Below are 16407 nucleotides of genomic sequence, written 5' to 3'. Positions count from 1 at the left end.
TCACCGGTGTCGAGATGTTCCGCAAGCTGCTGGACCAGGGCGAAGCGGGCGACAACGTGGGCATTCTGCTGCGTGGTACCAAGCGCGACGAAGTGCAGCGTGGTCAGGTGCTGTGCAAGCCGGGTTCGATCAACCCGCACACGCATTTCGAGGCCGAGGTGTACATCCTGGGCAAGGACGAGGGTGGTCGTCATACCCCGTTCTTCAATGGTTATCGCCCGCAGTTCTACTTCCGCACGACCGACGTGACGGGTTCGGTGGAGCTGCCGGAAGGCACCGAGATGGTGATGCCGGGTGACAACGTGAAGATGACCGTGTCGCTGATCAGCCCGATCGCGATGGAAGATGGTCTGCGCTTTGCGATTCGCGAAGGCGGCCGCACCGTCGGCGCCGGCGTCGTATCCAAGATCATCGAGTGATACAGTAGATAAGTTGAACGATCGACCGCGAGAGGCGGCGCCTGGTGCGTCGTCTCTCGCGTTTGTTTCTTGTCGATTCGATTTTTAGGCCAGTAGCTCAATTGGCAGAGCAGCGGTCTCCAAAACCGCAGGTTGGGGGTTCGAGTCCCTCCTGGCCTGCCATCTTCACCGATGGCGGCGAGTACCGGGTGATACGTATTCATGAGTGAACAATCGGAACAGACCGGCGGGCTGGATACTTTCAAGCTCGCGGTAGCCGTGGCGCTGCTGATTGCTGGCGTCATGGGCTTTTATTGGTTCTCGGACGAGTCCACTCTGATTCGTGTGCTCGGGCTGCTGGCCGTGGTCGGCGTGGCCGTGGCGATTGGCATGACCACGGCGAAGGGGCATCAGCTGGCGGCCTTTATGGGCAATGCGCGCACCGAGGTGCGCAAGATGGTCTGGCCGACCCGGGTCGAGACCACCCAGACCACGCTGATCGTCATCGCCGTCGTGATCATAATCGGGATCTTCCTCTGGCTCCTGGACATGTTCCTGGGTTGGTCCATCAGTCGCTTCATCGGATAGTCACAGGATTCTCTCCATGGCATTACGCTGGTACGTCGTACAGGCATTCTCGGGCTTCGAGGCCCAGGTGAAGCGGTCGCTGGAGGAGCGCATCGAGCGTTTCGCCATGCAGGACCACTTCGGCCAGATCCTGGTGCCTACCGAAGAGGTCGTCGAGATGAAGGACGGCCAGAAGCGCAAGAGCGAGCGCAAGTTCTTCCCGGGGTATGTCCTCGTGCAGATGGACTTGAACGACGAGGCCTGGCACCTGGTCAAGGCGGTCCCGCGCGTGCTTGGTTTCATCGGTGGCACCGCAGACCGGCCGGCCCCGATCAGCGACAAGGAAGCCGATGCCATCCTGCAGCGCATGCAGGAAGGCGCCGAGAAGCCGCGCCCGAAGGTCCTGTTCGAGGTGGGCGAGATGGTTCGCGTGATCGACGGCCCGTTCAACGACTTCAATGGCGTCGTGGAAGAAGTGAACTACGAGAAGAGCCGCCTCCTGGTGGCTGTCCAGATTTTTGGTCGCTCGACACCCGTGGAACTCGAGTTCCACCAAGTCGAGAAAACCTGACGTACCGACGTCACCACTGCTAGTCGGGGAGCCGCGAGGCGCTTGTACCCGAGGGAGTCATCATGGCGAAGAAAATCGAAGCATATATCAAGCTTCAGGTGCCCGCCGGCAAGGCGAACCCGAGCCCGCCCGTCGGGCCGGCGCTGGGTCAGCGCGGTGTGAACATCATGGAGTTCTGCAAGGCGTTTAACGCCCAGACCCAGGAGATCGAGCCCGGTCTGCCGATTCCGGTGGTGATCACCGTCTATTCAGATCGCAGCTTTACCTTTGTCACCAAGACGCCGCCGGCGGCGATCCTTCTGAAGAAGGCCGCGGGTGTGCAGAAGGGTTCCGGCGAGCCGAATACCAACAAGGTCGGCACCGTGACCCGGGCACAGCTCGAGGAAATCGCGAAGACCAAGGAGCCGGATCTGACCGCTGCGGATCTGGACGCCGCGGTGCGTACCATTGCCGGCAGTGCCCGCAGCATGGGCCTCGAAGTGGAGGGTCTCTGACATGGCGAAAATGACCAAGCGAATGAAGGCCATCCGCGAGAAAGTCGAGCCAGGCCGTCTCTATCCGGTGACCGAAGCGTTTGACCTGCTGCGTGAACTGCCGAAGGCAAAGTTCCGCGAGTCGGTCGACGTGGCTGTGAACCTCGGCGTGGACCCGCGCAAGTCCGATCAGGTCGTGCGTGGCTCGACGGTGCTGCCGCATGGCAATGGCAAGAGCGTGCGCGTGGCCGTGTTCACTCAGGGCGCGAATGCCGACGCCGCGAAGGAAGCCGGTGCCGATGTGGTCGGTATGGACGACCTCGCCGAACAGGTGAAGGCCGGCCAGATGGATTTCGACGTGGTGATCGCCTCCCCGGACGCGATGCGTGTCGTCGGGCAGCTCGGCCAGATCCTCGGCCCGCGCGGCCTGATGCCGAACCCGAAGGTCGGTACCGTGACGCCGGACGTGGCGACCGCGGTGACCAACGCCAAGAGCGGCCAGGTGCGCTACCGCACCGACAAGGGCGGGATCGTGCACTGCACCATTGGCGCGGCCGATTTCGACTCCAGCTCGCTGGCCGACAACCTGAACGCCCTGCTGGCGGATCTGGTCAAGATGAAGCCGGCGACGTCCAAGGGGCAGTACGTCAAGGGGGTCACGATCTCCACGACGATGGGCCCGGGCGTGAAGGTCGACCAGGCCTCGCTGTCGCTGTAAGAAGTTTTTTGGTTTTTGGTCGGCTGTCGCGCAAGCGGCACGCCATCCAAGACCGCAGGCGCTGCCCCGTTCGCGGGACGGCTTAATCCACCAGCCTGCGCAGATGGTGTCACCCGATTCAGGAAGTACCTGCGACGGGAGCACCGAAGTGCCGGGTTCGCCCGGTTTCACGACCGCCTCCGGGTGGTCTCACTAGAGGAGAGTCAACGTGGCTTTGAATCTCGACGACAAGAAGGCGATTGTCTCGGAGCTGGCTACGGTTGCTGCCTCGGCGCATTCCGCGGTCGCCGCGGAATACCGAGGTCTCTCGGTCGCGCAGATGACCGACCTTCGTCGGCAGGCTCGCAATTCCGGGGTCTATCTGCGGGTGGTGAAGAACAACCTCGCCAAGCGTGCCATCGAGGGTACGGATTTCGCGTGCATGCAGCCCGAGCTGCATGGCCCGCTGATCCTGGCCTTCAGTGAAGAGGAGCCTGGCTCCGCCGCGCGTCTGGTGAAGTCCTTCGCCAAGGAAAACGAACAGCTGAAGGTCCGGCTGGTGTCGTTTGGTGGGCAGCTGATGGGTGCGAACGATCTCGATCGCCTCGCCAGTCTGCCGACGCGCGATGAAGCGCTCGCAACGCTTCTCGCCACCATGAAGGCGCCGCTCGACAAGTTCGCCCGTACGGTGAACGAAGTCCCGGGCAAGCTCGTGCGTACCGTTGCAGCAATTCGTGACCAGAAACAGGCAGCCTGAATCTCATCAAGCCGTTTCTGAGCAAGTACTGAATGAATACGGGTGTTCCCCGTTAGGAGAGTAAAAAATGGCCGTTTCGAAAGAAGACATCCTGGAAGCCATCGGCAACATGACGGTCCTGGAAATCGTGGACCTGATCAGCGAGATGGAAGAGAAGTTCGGCGTTTCCGCCGCTGCCGCCGTTGCGGCCGCCCCGGCTGCCGCCGGCGGTGGTGAAGCCGCTGCTGCCGAAGCCAAGGACGAGTTCGACGTCGTCATGTCCAGCTTTGGCGAGAACAAGGTCGGCGTGATCAAGGTCGTCCGTGGCCTGACCGGTCTGGGCCTGAAGGAGGCCAAGGAAATGGTCGAAGGCGTTCCGGCGACCGTCAAGGAAGGCGCGGCGAAGGAAGAAGCCGAGAAGATGAAGGCGGAGCTGGAAGAGGCTGGCGCCACCGTCGAACTGAAGTAAAAGGCGCTTGCGCCTGTTGTTTTCGTGTACATCACGAAGCCCTGAGGCTGGCGGCCTTTTGGTCGTCAGCCTCAGCCCGTGGTGGCGCGGGTTTTTTCGCGCGTTGTTCAGCTAGCCGCCGAGGTAAGCCATGGCCCTCAGTTATACCGAAAAGAAACGTATCCGCAAGGACTTCGGGAAGCGTCCCCAGATCCTGGACGTCCCGTATCTGCTGGAAACCCAATTGACCTCCTATCGGGATTTCCTGCAGGCCGAAAAAGGTCCGGAGGCGCGTCACGCGCTGGGCCTGCACGCGGCGTTTCAGTCGGTGTTCCCGATTGTTAGCTATTCCGGTCATGTCCAGCTCGAGTACGTCAGCTACCGCCTGGGCGAGCCGCTGTTCGATGTGAAGGAATGCCAGATCCGTGGCGTGACCTACGCGGCCCCGCTGCGTGTCCTGCTGCGCCTGGTGATCCACGACAAGGAGGCCCCTGCTGGCTCCACCGTGGTCAAGGAGGTCAAGGAGCAGGAGGTCTACATGGGCGAGATGCCGCTCATGACGGAGAACGGGACCTTCGTGATCAACGGCACCGAGCGCGTGATCGTCTCCCAGCTGCATCGTTCGCCCGGCGTGTTCTTTGACAGCGACCGGGGCAAGACTCAGGGCAGCGCCCAGAAGCTGCTCTACAACGCGCGCATTATTCCGTACCGCGGTTCCTGGCTGGACTTCGAGTTCGATGCCAAGGACGGGGTTTACGTGCGTATCGACCGTCGCCGCAAGCTGCCGGCGTCGATCCTGCTGCGCGCGCTGGGCATGGATACGGAAGAGATCCTGTCCACCTTCTTTGAATTCAACCAGATCACTCTCGATGAAGACGGCGGTGAACTGGACCTGATCCCCGAGCGCCTGCGCGGCGAGACCGCCGTGGTCGACATCACCGACGGCAAGAACGTGATCGTCGAGGCCGGGCGCCGGATTACGCCGCGGCATATCCGCGAGATCGAAAAAGCCGGCATCAACCGGCTGCGCGTACCGGACGAGTACCTGCTCGGCCGCGTGCTGGCCAAGGGCGTGGTGGACGAGTCGACCGGCGAACTGATGGCGGCTGGCAATGACCCGTTGACCCAGGAGCTGCTGGACAAGCTGCGCGCCGAGGGCGTGAAGTCGGTGGAGACCATCTACACCAACGACTACGACCACGGTCCGTTCATGTCGGACACCCTGCGTCTGGATCCCACCAAGACGCAGCTGGAGGCCCAGGTCGAGATCTATCGGGTGATGCGTCCCGGTGAGCCGCCGACCAAGGACGCCGCCGAGAACCTGTTCTCCAACCTGTTCTTCTCCGAGGACCGCTACGACCTGTCGGCGGTCGGCCGGATGAAGTTCAACCGCCGTGTCGGCCGCGATACCGACGAGGGCCCGGGCGTGCTGTCACCCGAGGACATCCTCGACGTGCTGAAGGTCCTGATCGACCTGCGCAACGGCAACGGCCGTACCGATGACATCGACCACCTGGGCAACCGGCGCATCCGCAGCGTGGGCGAGATGGCGGAAAACCAGTTCCGTCTGGGCCTGGTGCGCGTCGAGCGTGCGGTCAAGGAGCGTTTGACCGTCGCGGAGAGCGAAGGGCTGATGCCGCAGGAGCTGATCAACGCGAAGCCGGTGGCCGCCGCGGTCAAGGAGTTCTTCGGTTCCAGCCAGCTGTCGCAGTTCATGGACCAGAACAACCCGCTGTCCGAGGTGACCCACAAGCGCCGTATCTCCGCGCTGGGCCCGGGCGGCCTGACGCGCGAACGTGCGGGCTTCGAGGTGCGCGACGTGCACCCCACCCACTACGGTCGTGTCTGCCCGATCGAGACGCCGGAAGGCCCGAACATCGGCCTGATCAACTCGCTGGCCGTGTATGCCCGCACCAACCGCTACGGCTTCCTCGAGACCCCGTACCGCAAGGTCGAAGACGGCAAGGTCACCGACGAGATCGTGTACCTGTCCGCAATCGAGGAGAGCCAGTACGTGATCGCCCAGGCGAACGCGGCGATGGACGAGCAAGGGCGTCTGACCGACGACCTGGTCTCCTGCCGCTTCCAGGAGGAGTTCACGATCTCCTCGCCGGACAAGATCCAGTACATGGATATCTCGCCGAAGCAGATCGTGTCCGTGGCCGCCGCGCTGCTGCCGTTCCTCGAGCATGACGATGCCAACCGCGCCCTGATGGGTGCGAACATGCAGCGTCAGGCCGTGCCCTGCCTGCGCGCGGACAAGCCGCTGGTCGGTACCGGTATCGAGCGCACGGTGGCGATCGACTCCGGGTCCGCGATCGTCGCCAAGCGCGGCGGTACGGTCGATTCCGTGGATGCCGCCCGCGTGGTGGTGCGCGTGAACGATGACGAGACCGTCGCCGGCGAGCCGGGTGTGGATATCTACAACCTGACCAAGTACTCGCGTTCCAACCAGAACACCAGCATCAACCAGCGTCCGCTGGTCGCGGTAGGCGACGAGATCGCCCGCGGCGATGTGCTGGCCGATGGCTCCTCGACCGATCTCGGCGAGCTGGCCCTGGGGCAGAACATGATGGTCGCGTTCATGCCCTGGAACGGCTACAACTTCGAGGATTCCATCCTGATCTCCGAGCGCGTGGTGCAGGAGGACCGCTACACCACGATCCACATCGAGGAGCTCAACTGTGTCGCGCGCGACACCAAGCTGGGCCAGGAAGAGATCACCGCGGATATCCCGAACGTCTCCGAGTCGCTGCTGGCCAAGCTGGACGAGTCCGGTGTGGTTTATGTTGGCGCCGAGGTAAACCCGGGCGACATCCTGGTCGGCAAGGTCACGCCGAAGGGCGAGACCCAGCTGACCCCGGAAGAGAAGCTCCTGAGGGCCATCTTTGGCGAGAAGGCCTCGGACGTGAAGGACACCTCCCTGCGTGTGCCGTCCGGCATCGAGGGCACGGTGATCGACGTGCGCGTGTTCACCCGCGATGGCGTGGAGAAGGATGCGCGTGCCAAGTCGATCGAGGAAGACGACCTCGCTGCGGTCAAGAAGGACCTGAAGGACCAGCTGCGAATCTACGAGGACGATATCTACGCCCGCGTCGAGAAGCTGCTGCTCAACAAGGCGGCTGCCGGCGGTCCGGAAGGGCTGGGTGACGGCTCCAAGGTCACCAAGAAGTACCTGCAGGGCCTGTCCCGCAACCAGTGGTTCGAGGTGCGCCTGAAGGACGACGCCGTGAACTCGCAGCTGGAGGACCTCGGTCGCCAGCTGCAGGAGCAGCACGAGCTGTTCGACAAGAAGTTCGAGCACCAGAAGGCCAAGGTCGCCGCGGGCGACGACCTGCCGCCGGGCGTGCAGAAGATGGTCAAGGTCTACGTGGCCGTGAAGCGCCGTCTGCAGCCGGGCGACAAGATGGCCGGCCGCCACGGGAACAAGGGCGTGATCTCGATGATCGTGCCGGAAGAGGACATGCCGTTCCTCGACGACGGGACCCCGGTCGACGTGGTCCTGAACCCGCTGGGCGTGCCCTCGCGCATGAACGTCGGGCAGGTGCTGGAGGTTCATCTGGGCTGGGCCGCGAAGGGGCTGGGCGACAAGATCAACCGCATGCTCGAGGCGCAGGCCGAAATCGCGAAGCTGCGCGAGTTCCTGGGCAATATCTATAACCACCGTGACAAGAAGGTCGACCTCGACTCCATGTCGGACGCCGAGATCATTGCGCTTTGCCGCAACCTGCGCGGTGGCGTGCCGATGGCGACGCCGGTGTTCGATGGTGCCGAGGAGGCCGAGATCAAGGAGATGTTGCGGCTGGCCGATCTGCCCGAGACGGGGCAGGCCGAGCTGTTCGACGGCCGGACCGGTGACTCCTTCGATCGCCCGGTGACCGTCGGCTACATGCACATGCTGAAGCTGAACCATCTGGTCGACGACAAGATGCACGCGCGGTCGACCGGTCCGTATTCCCTGGTCACCCAGCAGCCGCTGGGCGGCAAGGCGCAGTTCGGTGGTCAGCGCTTCGGCGAGATGGAGGTCTGGGCGCTGGAGGCCTACGGTGCCGCCTACACCCTGCAGGAAATGCTGACGGTGAAGGCGGACGACGTGCAGGGCCGCAACAAGATGTACAAGAACATCGTCGACGGCGAGCACCACATGGAGGCCAACGTCCCCGAGTCGTTCAACGTGCTCATGAAGGAGATCAAGGCGCTCGGCATCAATATCGAGCTGGAGCAGGACTGATCTCCTCCGATCCGAATGTGATCCGAAGGGGTGCAGGGCACCCCTCGACCCAAAGCTTTGTGAGGCATAGCGAATGAAAGACCTCCTCAATCTGTTCAAGCAGCAGACCCAGCCGGAAGAGTTCGATGCGATCCGTATCGGCCTGGCCTCCGCGGACCAGATCCGTTCGTGGTCCTTTGGCGAGGTTAAGAAGCCGGAGACCATCAACTACCGGACCTTCAAGCCGGAGCGCGATGGCCTGTTCTGCGCCAAGATCTTCGGCCCGGTGAAGGACTACGAGTGCCTGTGCGGCAAGTACAAGCGCCTGAAGCACCGGGGTGTGGTCTGCGAGAAGTGCGGCGTCGAGGTGACCCAGACCAAGGTGCGCCGCGAGCGCATGGGGCACATCGACCTGGCCTCGCCGGTCGCGCACATCTGGTACCTGAAGAGCCTGCCGTCCCGCATCGGGCTGCTGCTCGACATGACCCTGAAGGACATCGAGAAGGTGCTCTACTTCGAGTCCTTCATTGTGATCGACCCGGGCTTCACCACGCTGGAGAAGGGCCAGCTCCTGACCGACGAGGAATACCTCGAGGCGATGGAGGAGCACGGCGACGACTTCACCGCGATGATGGGTGCCGAGGCCGTGCTGAGCCTGCTGAGGGAGATGGACCTGCAGGGCGAGGCCGCGAAGCTGCGCCAGGATCTGTCCGAGACCGGGTCCGAGACCAAGATCAAGCGTCTGGGCAAGCGCCTCAAGCTGATCGAGTCGTTCCTGGAATCCGGCAACAAGCCGGAGTGGATGATCATGTCCGTGCTGCCCGTGCTGCCGCCGGACCTGCGCCCGCTGGTGCCGCTGGACGGTGGTCGCTTCGCGACTTCCGACCTGAACGACCTGTATCGCCGGGTGATCAACCGCAACAACCGTCTGCGCCGCCTGCTGGAGCTGAACGCCCCGGATATCATCGTGCGCAACGAAAAGCGCATGCTGCAGGAGTCCGTGGATGCGCTGCTGGATAACGGCCGTCGCGGTCGTGCGATCACCGGCACCAACAAGCGCCCGCTGAAGTCCCTGGCTGACATGATCAAGGGCAAGCAGGGCCGCTTCCGCCAGAACCTGCTCGGCAAGCGTGTCGACTATTCCGGCCGTTCCGTGATCGTGGTCGGCCCGACCCTGCGCCTGCACCAGTGTGGCCTGCCCAAGCGAATGGCGCTGGAACTGTTCAAGCCGTTCATCTTCGGCAAGCTGCAGCGCCGTGGACTGGCGACCACCATCAAGGCCGCAAAGAAGGCCGTGGAGAAGGAAGGTCCAGAGGTCTGGGATATCCTCGAAGAGGTGATCCGCGAGCATCCGGTGATGCTGAACCGTGCCCCGACCCTGCACCGCCTGGGCATCCAGGCCTTTGAACCGGTGTTGATCGAGGGCAAGGCGATCCAGCTGCACCCGCTGGTCTGTGCCGCGTTCAACGCCGACTTCGACGGTGACCAGATGGCCGTGCACGTGCCGCTGTCGCTGGAGGCCCAGCTGGAGGCGCGCACGCTGATGCTGTCCTCCAACAACGTACTGTCGCCGGCCAACGGCGAGCCGATCATCGTGCCGTCGCAGGATATCGTGCTGGGTCTGTACTACCTCTCGCGCGAGAAGGTGAACGCCAAGGGCGAGGGCATGACCTTCGCCGATGTGGACGAGGTGCATCGCGCCTACGAACACAAGTTGGTCGACCTGCATGCGCGCGTCACCGTGCGCATCGCCGACACCATGGCGGATGTCGCGGAAGGCGAGCCGCTGCCGTCCATGCGCGTGGAGACTACCGTCGGTCGCGCGATCCTGTCGCGCATCATGCCGAAGGGGCTGCCGTTCGAGCTGATCGACCGCGAGCTCAGCAAGAAGACCATCTCCGCGCTGATCAACTCCTGCTACCGTCGCCTGGGCCTGAAGGACACCGTGGTGTTCGCGGACCAGCTGATGTATGCGGGCTTCTACTATTCGACCCGCGCCGGGGTCTCGTTCTGCTCGGATGACATGGTCATCCCGGACGAGAAGCAGCCGATCCTGCAGAACGCCGAAGAGCAGGTGAAGGAGATCGAGGAGCAGTATGCCTCGGGCCTGGTCACCAAGGGCGAGCGCTACAACAAGGTCGTGGACATCTGGTCGCACTGCAATGACCAGGTCGCGAAGGCGATGATGGAGCGGCTCGGCAAGGAGCAGGTCACCAACGCCGAGGGCGAGACGGTCGAGCAGAGCTCGTTCAACTCGATCTTCATGATGGCCGATTCCGGCGCGCGTGGTTCTGCGGCCCAGATCCGTCAGCTGGCGGGGATGCGTGGCCTGATGGCCAAGCCGGACGGCTCCATCATCGAGACGCCGATCACCGCGAACTTCCGCGAGGGTCTGAACGTCCTGCAGTACTTCATCTCGACCCACGGTGCGCGTAAAGGTCTGGCCGATACCGCGCTGAAGACCGCGAACTCCGGTTACCTGACCCGCCGTCTGGTGGATGTGTCACAGGACGTGGTGGTTACTCAGCACGACTGCGGGACCCAGCAGGGCCTGGTGATGAAGCCGATCATCGAGGGCGGGGATGTAGTCGAGCCGCTGCGCGACCGCGTACTGGGTCGTACCACGGCGGTGGACGTCCATCGCCCGGGCACCGACGAGATTCTGGTGCCGGCGGGCACGCTGCTGGATGAGGCAATGGTCGACAAGCTGGACGAGGCCTCGGTGGACGAGGTGCTGGTGCGCTCCGCGATTACCTGCGAGACCCGCCAGGGCATCTGCGCCAAGTGCTACGGCCGCGATCTGGCCCGTGGCCACGAGGTCAACGAGGGCGAAGCGGTGGGCGTGATCGCCGCGCAGTCCATCGGCGAGCCGGGCACCCAGCTGACCATGCGTACCTTCCATATCGGGGGTGCGGCCAGCCGTGCGGTTACGGTCAGCGCGATCCAGGTGAAGAACGCCGGGTCCGTGCGTCTGCACAACCTGAAGACCGTCACCAACAAGGCGGACAACCTGGTTGCGGTCTCGCGCTCCGGGGAGCTGGGTGTAATCGACGACCAGGGGCGCGAGCGTGAGCGCTACAAGATCCCCTACGGCGCCACCATCACCGTCAAGGATGGAGATGCGGTCGAGGCCGGTCAGGAAGTCGCGACCTGGGATCCGCATACCCACCCGATCGTCACCGAGGTGGGCGGCTACATTCGTCTGGCGGACTTCGTCGAGAATGTCACCGTGACCAAGGAGACGGACGAATTCACCGGTCTGTCCCAGAATGTGGTGCTCGATCCGAAGAGCCGCTCGAGCGCCGGCAAGGACCTGCGCCCGACCGTCAAGCTTGTGGATGATGATGGCAACGAGGTGTACATCCCGGGCACCGACATGCCCGCGCAGTACATGCTGCCGGCCAATGCGATCTTCAATCTCGAGGACAATGCCCGCGTCGAGGTCGGTGACGTTATCGCCCGCCTGCCGCAGGAGTCGTCCAAGACCCGCGACATCACCGGTGGTCTGCCGCGTGTGGCCGACTTGTTCGAGGCCCGCCGTCCGAAGGAGCCGGCCGTGCTGGCGGAGATCTCCGGCACCGTCTCGTTCGGCAAGGAGACCAAGGGCAAGCAGCGCCTGGTGATCACGCCGGACAAGGGTGATCCGGTCGAGATGCTGATCCCGAAACTGCGCACCGTGAACGTGTTCGAGGGCGAGCGCGTGGAGCGCGGCGAGGTTGTGGTGGACGGTGAGCTGGACCCGCACGACATCGTGCGCCTGCGGGGTGTGACCACCCTGGCCGAATACCAGGTCCAGGAAATCCAGGACGTCTATCGCCTGCAGGGCGTGAAGATCAATGACAAGCACATCGAAGTCATTGTTCGTCAGATGATGCGCAAGGTGAACATCGTCAACCCAGGCGACACCAAGTTCCTCGCGGGGGACCAGGTGGATCGTGTGCGGGTCCTCGAGGAGAACGAGAAGCTCGGTGACGACCAGCAGCCGGCGACCTACGAGCGTGTGCTGCTCGGCATCACCAAGGCGTCGCTGGTGACGGAATCGTTCATCTCCGCGGCCTCTTTCCAGGAGACCACCCGCGTGCTGACCGAGGCGTCCACCCGTGGCGCCCGTGACGATCTGCGTGGCCTGAAGGAGAACGTGATTGTGGGTCGCCTGATCCCGGCCGGTACGGGGCTGGCATACCACAAGGAACGCCGCCGCAAGCGCGAGCTGGAAATGCCGGAGTTCGAGACCGTCGAGGAGGCGTCAGCGGTCACCGCCGACACCGAATCCGATGCCTCGGGTCCGGAAACCACCGGGGAAGGCTCCGAATAGCCTCCCCTTCTGTTGACACTTCAGGGGGCGGCGATTAGAATTCCGCTCCCTCGACAGGCCGGTCACGGCGCCGGCCTGTCGTTATTTTTAGGCTAGGAGAAAGGGTTTCATGGCCACGATCAATCAGTTGGTACGCAAGCCCCGCAAGCGCCCCGTCGAGAAGAGCGACGTGCCGGCGCTGCAGGGCTCGCCGCAGAAGCGCGGGGTATGCACCCGTGTCTACACGACCACGCCGAAGAAGCCGAATTCCGCGCTGCGCAAGGTTGCGCGCGTGCGTCTGACCAATGGCTACGAAGTCAGTAGTTACATCGGCGGCGAAGGCCACAACCTGCAGGAGCACTCGGTGGTCCTGATTCGCGGCGGTCGTGTAAAGGATCTTCCCGGTGTGCGTTACCACACGGTGCGTGGCTCCCTGGATACCCAGGGTGTGCAGAACCGCACCCAGGGTCGTTCCAAGTACGGCACCAAGCGCCCGAAGAAATCCTAACCGTGTACAAGAGCGGGAACTGAGACATGTCGAGAAGAGCAGCTGCCCCCAAGCGTCACATCCTTCCGGATCCGAAGTTCGGAAGCGAGCGCCTGGCCAAGTTCATCAATACCGTGATGCGTGACGGCAAGAAGTCGGTCGCAGAGCAGGTCGTGTACGGCGCGCTGGACCAGATTGAGTCCAAGCAGGGTGATGGCATGGGTGCACTGGAGCGCGCGCTGGACAACATTCGTCCGCGTGTCGAGGTGAAGTCTCGTCGCGTGGGCGGCGCCACCTACCAGGTGCCGGTCGAGGTGCGTTCGGTTCGTCAGGACGCCCTGGCGATGCGCTGGGTCGTGGAAGCGGCCCGCAAGCGTGGCGAGCGGACCATGGCGCTGAAGCTGGCGGGCGAGCTGATGGATGCCGCCGATTCCAAGGGCTCCGCCGTGAAGAAGCGCGAAGACACTCACCGCATGGCGGAAGCGAACAAGGCGTTCGCCCATTTCCGCTGGTAAAACCGATTTAGAGAGGCTCAACGTGGCACGCAAGACCCCACTGAAGCGCTACCGGAACATCGGGATCAGCGCGCACATCGACGCCGGCAAGACGACGACGACCGAGCGCATCCTGTTCTACACCGGTCTGTCGCACAAGATCGGCGAGGTCCATGAAGGCGCCGCCACGATGGACTGGATGGAGCAGGAACAGGAGCGCGGGATCACCATCACTTCCGCGGCGACCACTTGCTTCTGGCAGGGCATGGCCAAGCAGTTCGATGAGCACCGCGTTAACATCATCGATACCCCGGGGCATGTGGACTTCACCATCGAGGTGGAGCGTTCCATGCGAGTGCTCGACGGTGCGGTGATGGTGTACTGCGCCGTGGGTGGTGTGCAGCCGCAGTCCGAGACCGTCTGGCGTCAGGCCACGAAGTACTCGGTTCCGCGGATGGCCTTCGTCAACAAGATGGACCGCGCCGGCGCCGACTTCCTGCGTGTCTACGAGCAGATGAGAGAGCGTCTGCAGGCGAACCCGGTCCCGATCCAGCTGCCGATCGGTGCTGAGGATAACTTCCGGGGCGTGATCGATCTGGTCAAGATGCAGGCGATCTTCTGGGACGAAGATAACTTCGGCATCTCCTTCGAGTACAAGGACATCCCCGAAGAGCTCAAGGCCGAGGCGGAAAAGTGGCGCGAGAACATGCTCGAGGCCGCTGCCGAAGCCAATGAAGAGCTGATGGATAAGTACCTCAACGAGGGGGACCTCAGCGAGGAAGAGATCAAGCAGGCGATTCGCCATCGCACGATCGAACTCGAGATCGTGCCGATGTTGTGCGGCTCCGCGTTCAAGAACAAGGGCGTGCAGGCCATGCTCGACGCGGTGGTTGAGTACCTGCCGTCGCCGGAAGAGGTCAAGGCGATCAAGGGCGTGAAGGCCGGGACGGAAGAGCCGGTCGCGAAGCACGCCTCGGACGACGAGCCGTTTGCCGCGCTCGCGTTCAAGATCATGACCGACCCGTACGTGGGCTCGCTGACGTTCGTACGTGTCTACTCCGGGGTGCTGAGCGCGGGTGACACCGTGCTTAATACGCAGAACAATCGCCGCGAACGCATCGGCCGCATCCTGCAGATGCACTCCAACTCCCGCGAGGAGATCAAGGAGCTGCGCGCAGGTGACATTGGTGCGGTGGTTGGCCTGAAGGATCTGTACACGGGGAGTACCCTCTGCGATCCAAATAATCCGGTCGAGCTGGAACGCATGGAGTTCCCGGAGCCGGTGATCTCGATCGCGGTCGAGCCGAAGACCAAGTCGGACCAGGAAAAGATGGGTATCGCGCTGAACAAGCTGGCGCAGGAAGACCCGTCCTTCCGTGTGCGGACTGACGAAGAGTCCGGCCAGACGATCATCTCCGGCATGGGCGAGCTCCATCTCGAGGTCCTGGTCGACCGCATGAAGCGCGAGTTCAAGGTCGAGGCGAACGTCGGTCAGCCGCAGGTGGCGTACCGCGAGACGATCAAGAAGAGCGTTGAAACCGAAGGCAAGTTCGTGCGCCAGTCGGGTGGTCGCGGCCAGTACGGTCATGTCTGGCTGCGCATCGAGCCGCAAGAGGCGGGCGACGGATATGAATTCGTCAACGCCATCGTCGGTGGTGTCGTGCCGAAGGACTACATCCCGGCCGTCAACAAGGGCGTCGAGGAGCAGATGGCCAACGGCGTGCTCGCCGGTTATCCGGTGGTGGACGTAAAGGTCACGCTGTTTGACGGCTCCTACCATGACGTTGACTCGAACGAGATGGCGTTCAAGGTGGCTGGTTCGATGGCCTTCAAGGAGGGTGCGTTGAAGGCTGGCGCCGTGCTGCTGGAGCCGATGATGAAGGTCGAGGTGGAGACGCCGGAAGAATACATGGGCGACGTGATGGGCGATCTGAACCGACGTCGTGGCCTGGTCAAGGGTATGGAGGATATCGCGGGTCAGAAGCTACTGAAGGCCGAGGTCCCGCTGTCCGAGATGTTTGGCTATTCGACGCAGCTGCGCTCGATGAGCCAGGGTCGCGCCACGTACTCGATGGAGTTCGAAAAGTACTCCGAGGCGCCGGCGCAGGTCGCCGAGGCTGTGGCGGCGAAGGCCTCCTGAACCGAATCGCGTAATCCGAAAGAACTGTAGAAAGAGGTTTGAGCTGTGTCCAAGGAAAAGTTCGAGCGTAAGAAGCCGCATGTGAATGTGGGGACGATTGGTCATGTGGACCATGGCAAGACCACGCTGACGGCGGCGATGACGGCGGTGCTGGGCAAGAAGTACGGCAGTGAAGCCCGTGCGTTTGACCAGATCGACAATGCGCCGGAAGAGAAGGCGCGCGGGATTACGATTGCCACGGCGCACGTGGAATACGAATCCGACATTCGTCACTACGCGCATGTGGATTGCCCTGGGCACGCGGACTACGTGAAGAACATGATCACGGGTGCGGCGCAGATGGACGGCGCGATTCTGGTGGTGTCCGCGGCCGATGGCCCGATGCCGCAGACCCGCGAGCACATCCTGCTGGCGCGCCAGGTCGGTGTTCCGTACATCGTGGTGTTTCTGAACAAGGCCGACATGGTCGACGACCCCGAGCTGCTCGAGCTGGTCGAGATGGAAGTGCGCGACCTGCTGTCTTCCTATGACTTCCCGGGCGACGACACCCCGGTGATCACCGGTTCCGCGCTGAAGGCGCTGGAAGGTGACGAGAGCGAAGTGGGCGCGCCGGCGATCTACAAGCTGGTCGAAGCGATGGACACCTGGATTCCGGAGCCGGAACGCGCCGTGGACGGCGACTTCCTGATGCCGGTGGAGGACGTGTTCTCGATCTCTGGCCGCGGCACGGTGGTGACCGGTCGTATCGAGCGCGGTGTGGTCAAGGTGGGCGAGGAAATCGAGATTGTCGGTATCCGCGACACCCAGAAGACCACGGTCACCGGTGTCGAGATGTTCCGCAAGCTGCTGGACCAGGGCGAAGCGGGCGACAACGTGGGCATTCTGCTGCGTG

13 protein-coding genes and 1 tRNA gene are annotated in these 16407 nt (G+C 63.1%); all 14 read left to right on the top strand.

Annotated features, from left to right (window positions below):
- The coding region (locus C936_RS0114200; protein ID WP_018862878.1) for an EF-Tu/IF-2/RF-3 family GTPase at positions 1–419 on the top strand (419 nt) is incomplete at its 5' end.
- A gap of 86 nt (positions 420–505) precedes the next feature.
- Positions 506–581: transfer RNA gene (locus tag C936_RS0114195), tRNA-Trp, on the top strand.
- Positions 582–620: 39 nt separating this feature from the next.
- Positions 621–986, top strand: a complete 366-nt coding sequence (gene secE, locus C936_RS0114190) for a preprotein translocase subunit SecE (RefSeq protein WP_012983545.1) — start codon at positions 621–623, stop codon at positions 984–986.
- A 16-nt stretch (positions 987–1002) separates the two neighbouring features.
- Positions 1003–1536 (top strand): transcription termination/antitermination protein NusG, encoded by a 534-nt coding sequence (gene nusG / locus C936_RS0114185; RefSeq protein WP_018137611.1) that lies wholly within the window; start codon positions 1003–1005, stop codon positions 1534–1536.
- A 62-nt stretch (positions 1537–1598) separates the two neighbouring features.
- The gene (gene rplK / locus C936_RS0114180) at positions 1599–2030 is read left to right on the top strand and encodes a 50S ribosomal protein L11 (RefSeq protein ID WP_018137612.1); all 432 of its coding nucleotides are present in this window, start codon (positions 1599–1601) and stop codon (positions 2028–2030) included.
- Between the two features lies 1 nt (position 2031).
- Positions 2032–2727 carry a 50S ribosomal protein L1 gene (gene rplA / locus C936_RS0114175; protein WP_018137613.1) on the top strand — a complete coding sequence of 232 codons (696 nt, stop codon included), beginning with the start codon at positions 2032–2034 and terminating at the stop codon, positions 2725–2727.
- 214 nt (positions 2728–2941) lie between these two features.
- Positions 2942–3463 carry a 50S ribosomal protein L10 gene (gene rplJ, locus C936_RS0114170; RefSeq protein WP_018137614.1) on the top strand — a complete coding sequence of 174 codons (522 nt, stop codon included), beginning with the start codon at positions 2942–2944 and terminating at the stop codon, positions 3461–3463.
- Between the two features lie 67 nt (positions 3464–3530).
- Positions 3531–3911 (top strand): 50S ribosomal protein L7/L12, encoded by a 381-nt coding sequence (gene rplL / locus C936_RS0114165; RefSeq protein WP_018137615.1) that lies wholly within the window; start codon positions 3531–3533, stop codon positions 3909–3911.
- 130 nt (positions 3912–4041) lie between these two features.
- On the top strand, positions 4042–8121 hold the full coding sequence (gene rpoB, locus C936_RS0114160) for a DNA-directed RNA polymerase subunit beta (protein WP_018175515.1): 4080 nt from the start codon (positions 4042–4044) through the stop codon (positions 8119–8121).
- 73 nt (positions 8122–8194) lie between these two features.
- The gene (gene rpoC / locus C936_RS0114155) at positions 8195–12415 is read left to right on the top strand and encodes a DNA-directed RNA polymerase subunit beta' (RefSeq protein ID WP_018175516.1); all 4221 of its coding nucleotides are present in this window, start codon (positions 8195–8197) and stop codon (positions 12413–12415) included.
- Positions 12416–12524: 109 nt separating this feature from the next.
- Positions 12525–12902, top strand: a complete 378-nt coding sequence (gene rpsL, locus C936_RS0114150) for a 30S ribosomal protein S12 (RefSeq protein ID WP_012983537.1) — start codon at positions 12525–12527, stop codon at positions 12900–12902.
- A gap of 26 nt (positions 12903–12928) precedes the next feature.
- Positions 12929–13396, top strand: coding sequence for a 30S ribosomal protein S7 (rpsG, locus tag C936_RS0114145; protein ID WP_018175517.1), 468 nt, complete (start codon positions 12929–12931; stop codon positions 13394–13396).
- A 22-nt stretch (positions 13397–13418) separates the two neighbouring features.
- Positions 13419–15515, top strand: a complete 2097-nt coding sequence (fusA, locus tag C936_RS0114140) for an elongation factor G (RefSeq protein ID WP_018137619.1) — start codon at positions 13419–13421, stop codon at positions 15513–15515.
- 45 nt (positions 15516–15560) lie between these two features.
- The coding region (gene tuf, locus C936_RS0114135) for an elongation factor Tu (RefSeq protein ID WP_018862856.1) at positions 15561–16407 on the top strand (847 nt) is incomplete at its 3' end.

This window comes from Thioalkalivibrio sp. ALJ4, assembly GCF_000377225.1.
In the GTDB taxonomy this organism is placed as follows: Bacteria; Pseudomonadota; Gammaproteobacteria; order Ectothiorhodospirales; family Ectothiorhodospiraceae; genus Thioalkalivibrio.
The sequence above is the reverse complement of the archived record's forward strand: the minus strand, read 5'-3'. Positions and strand labels throughout refer to the sequence as shown.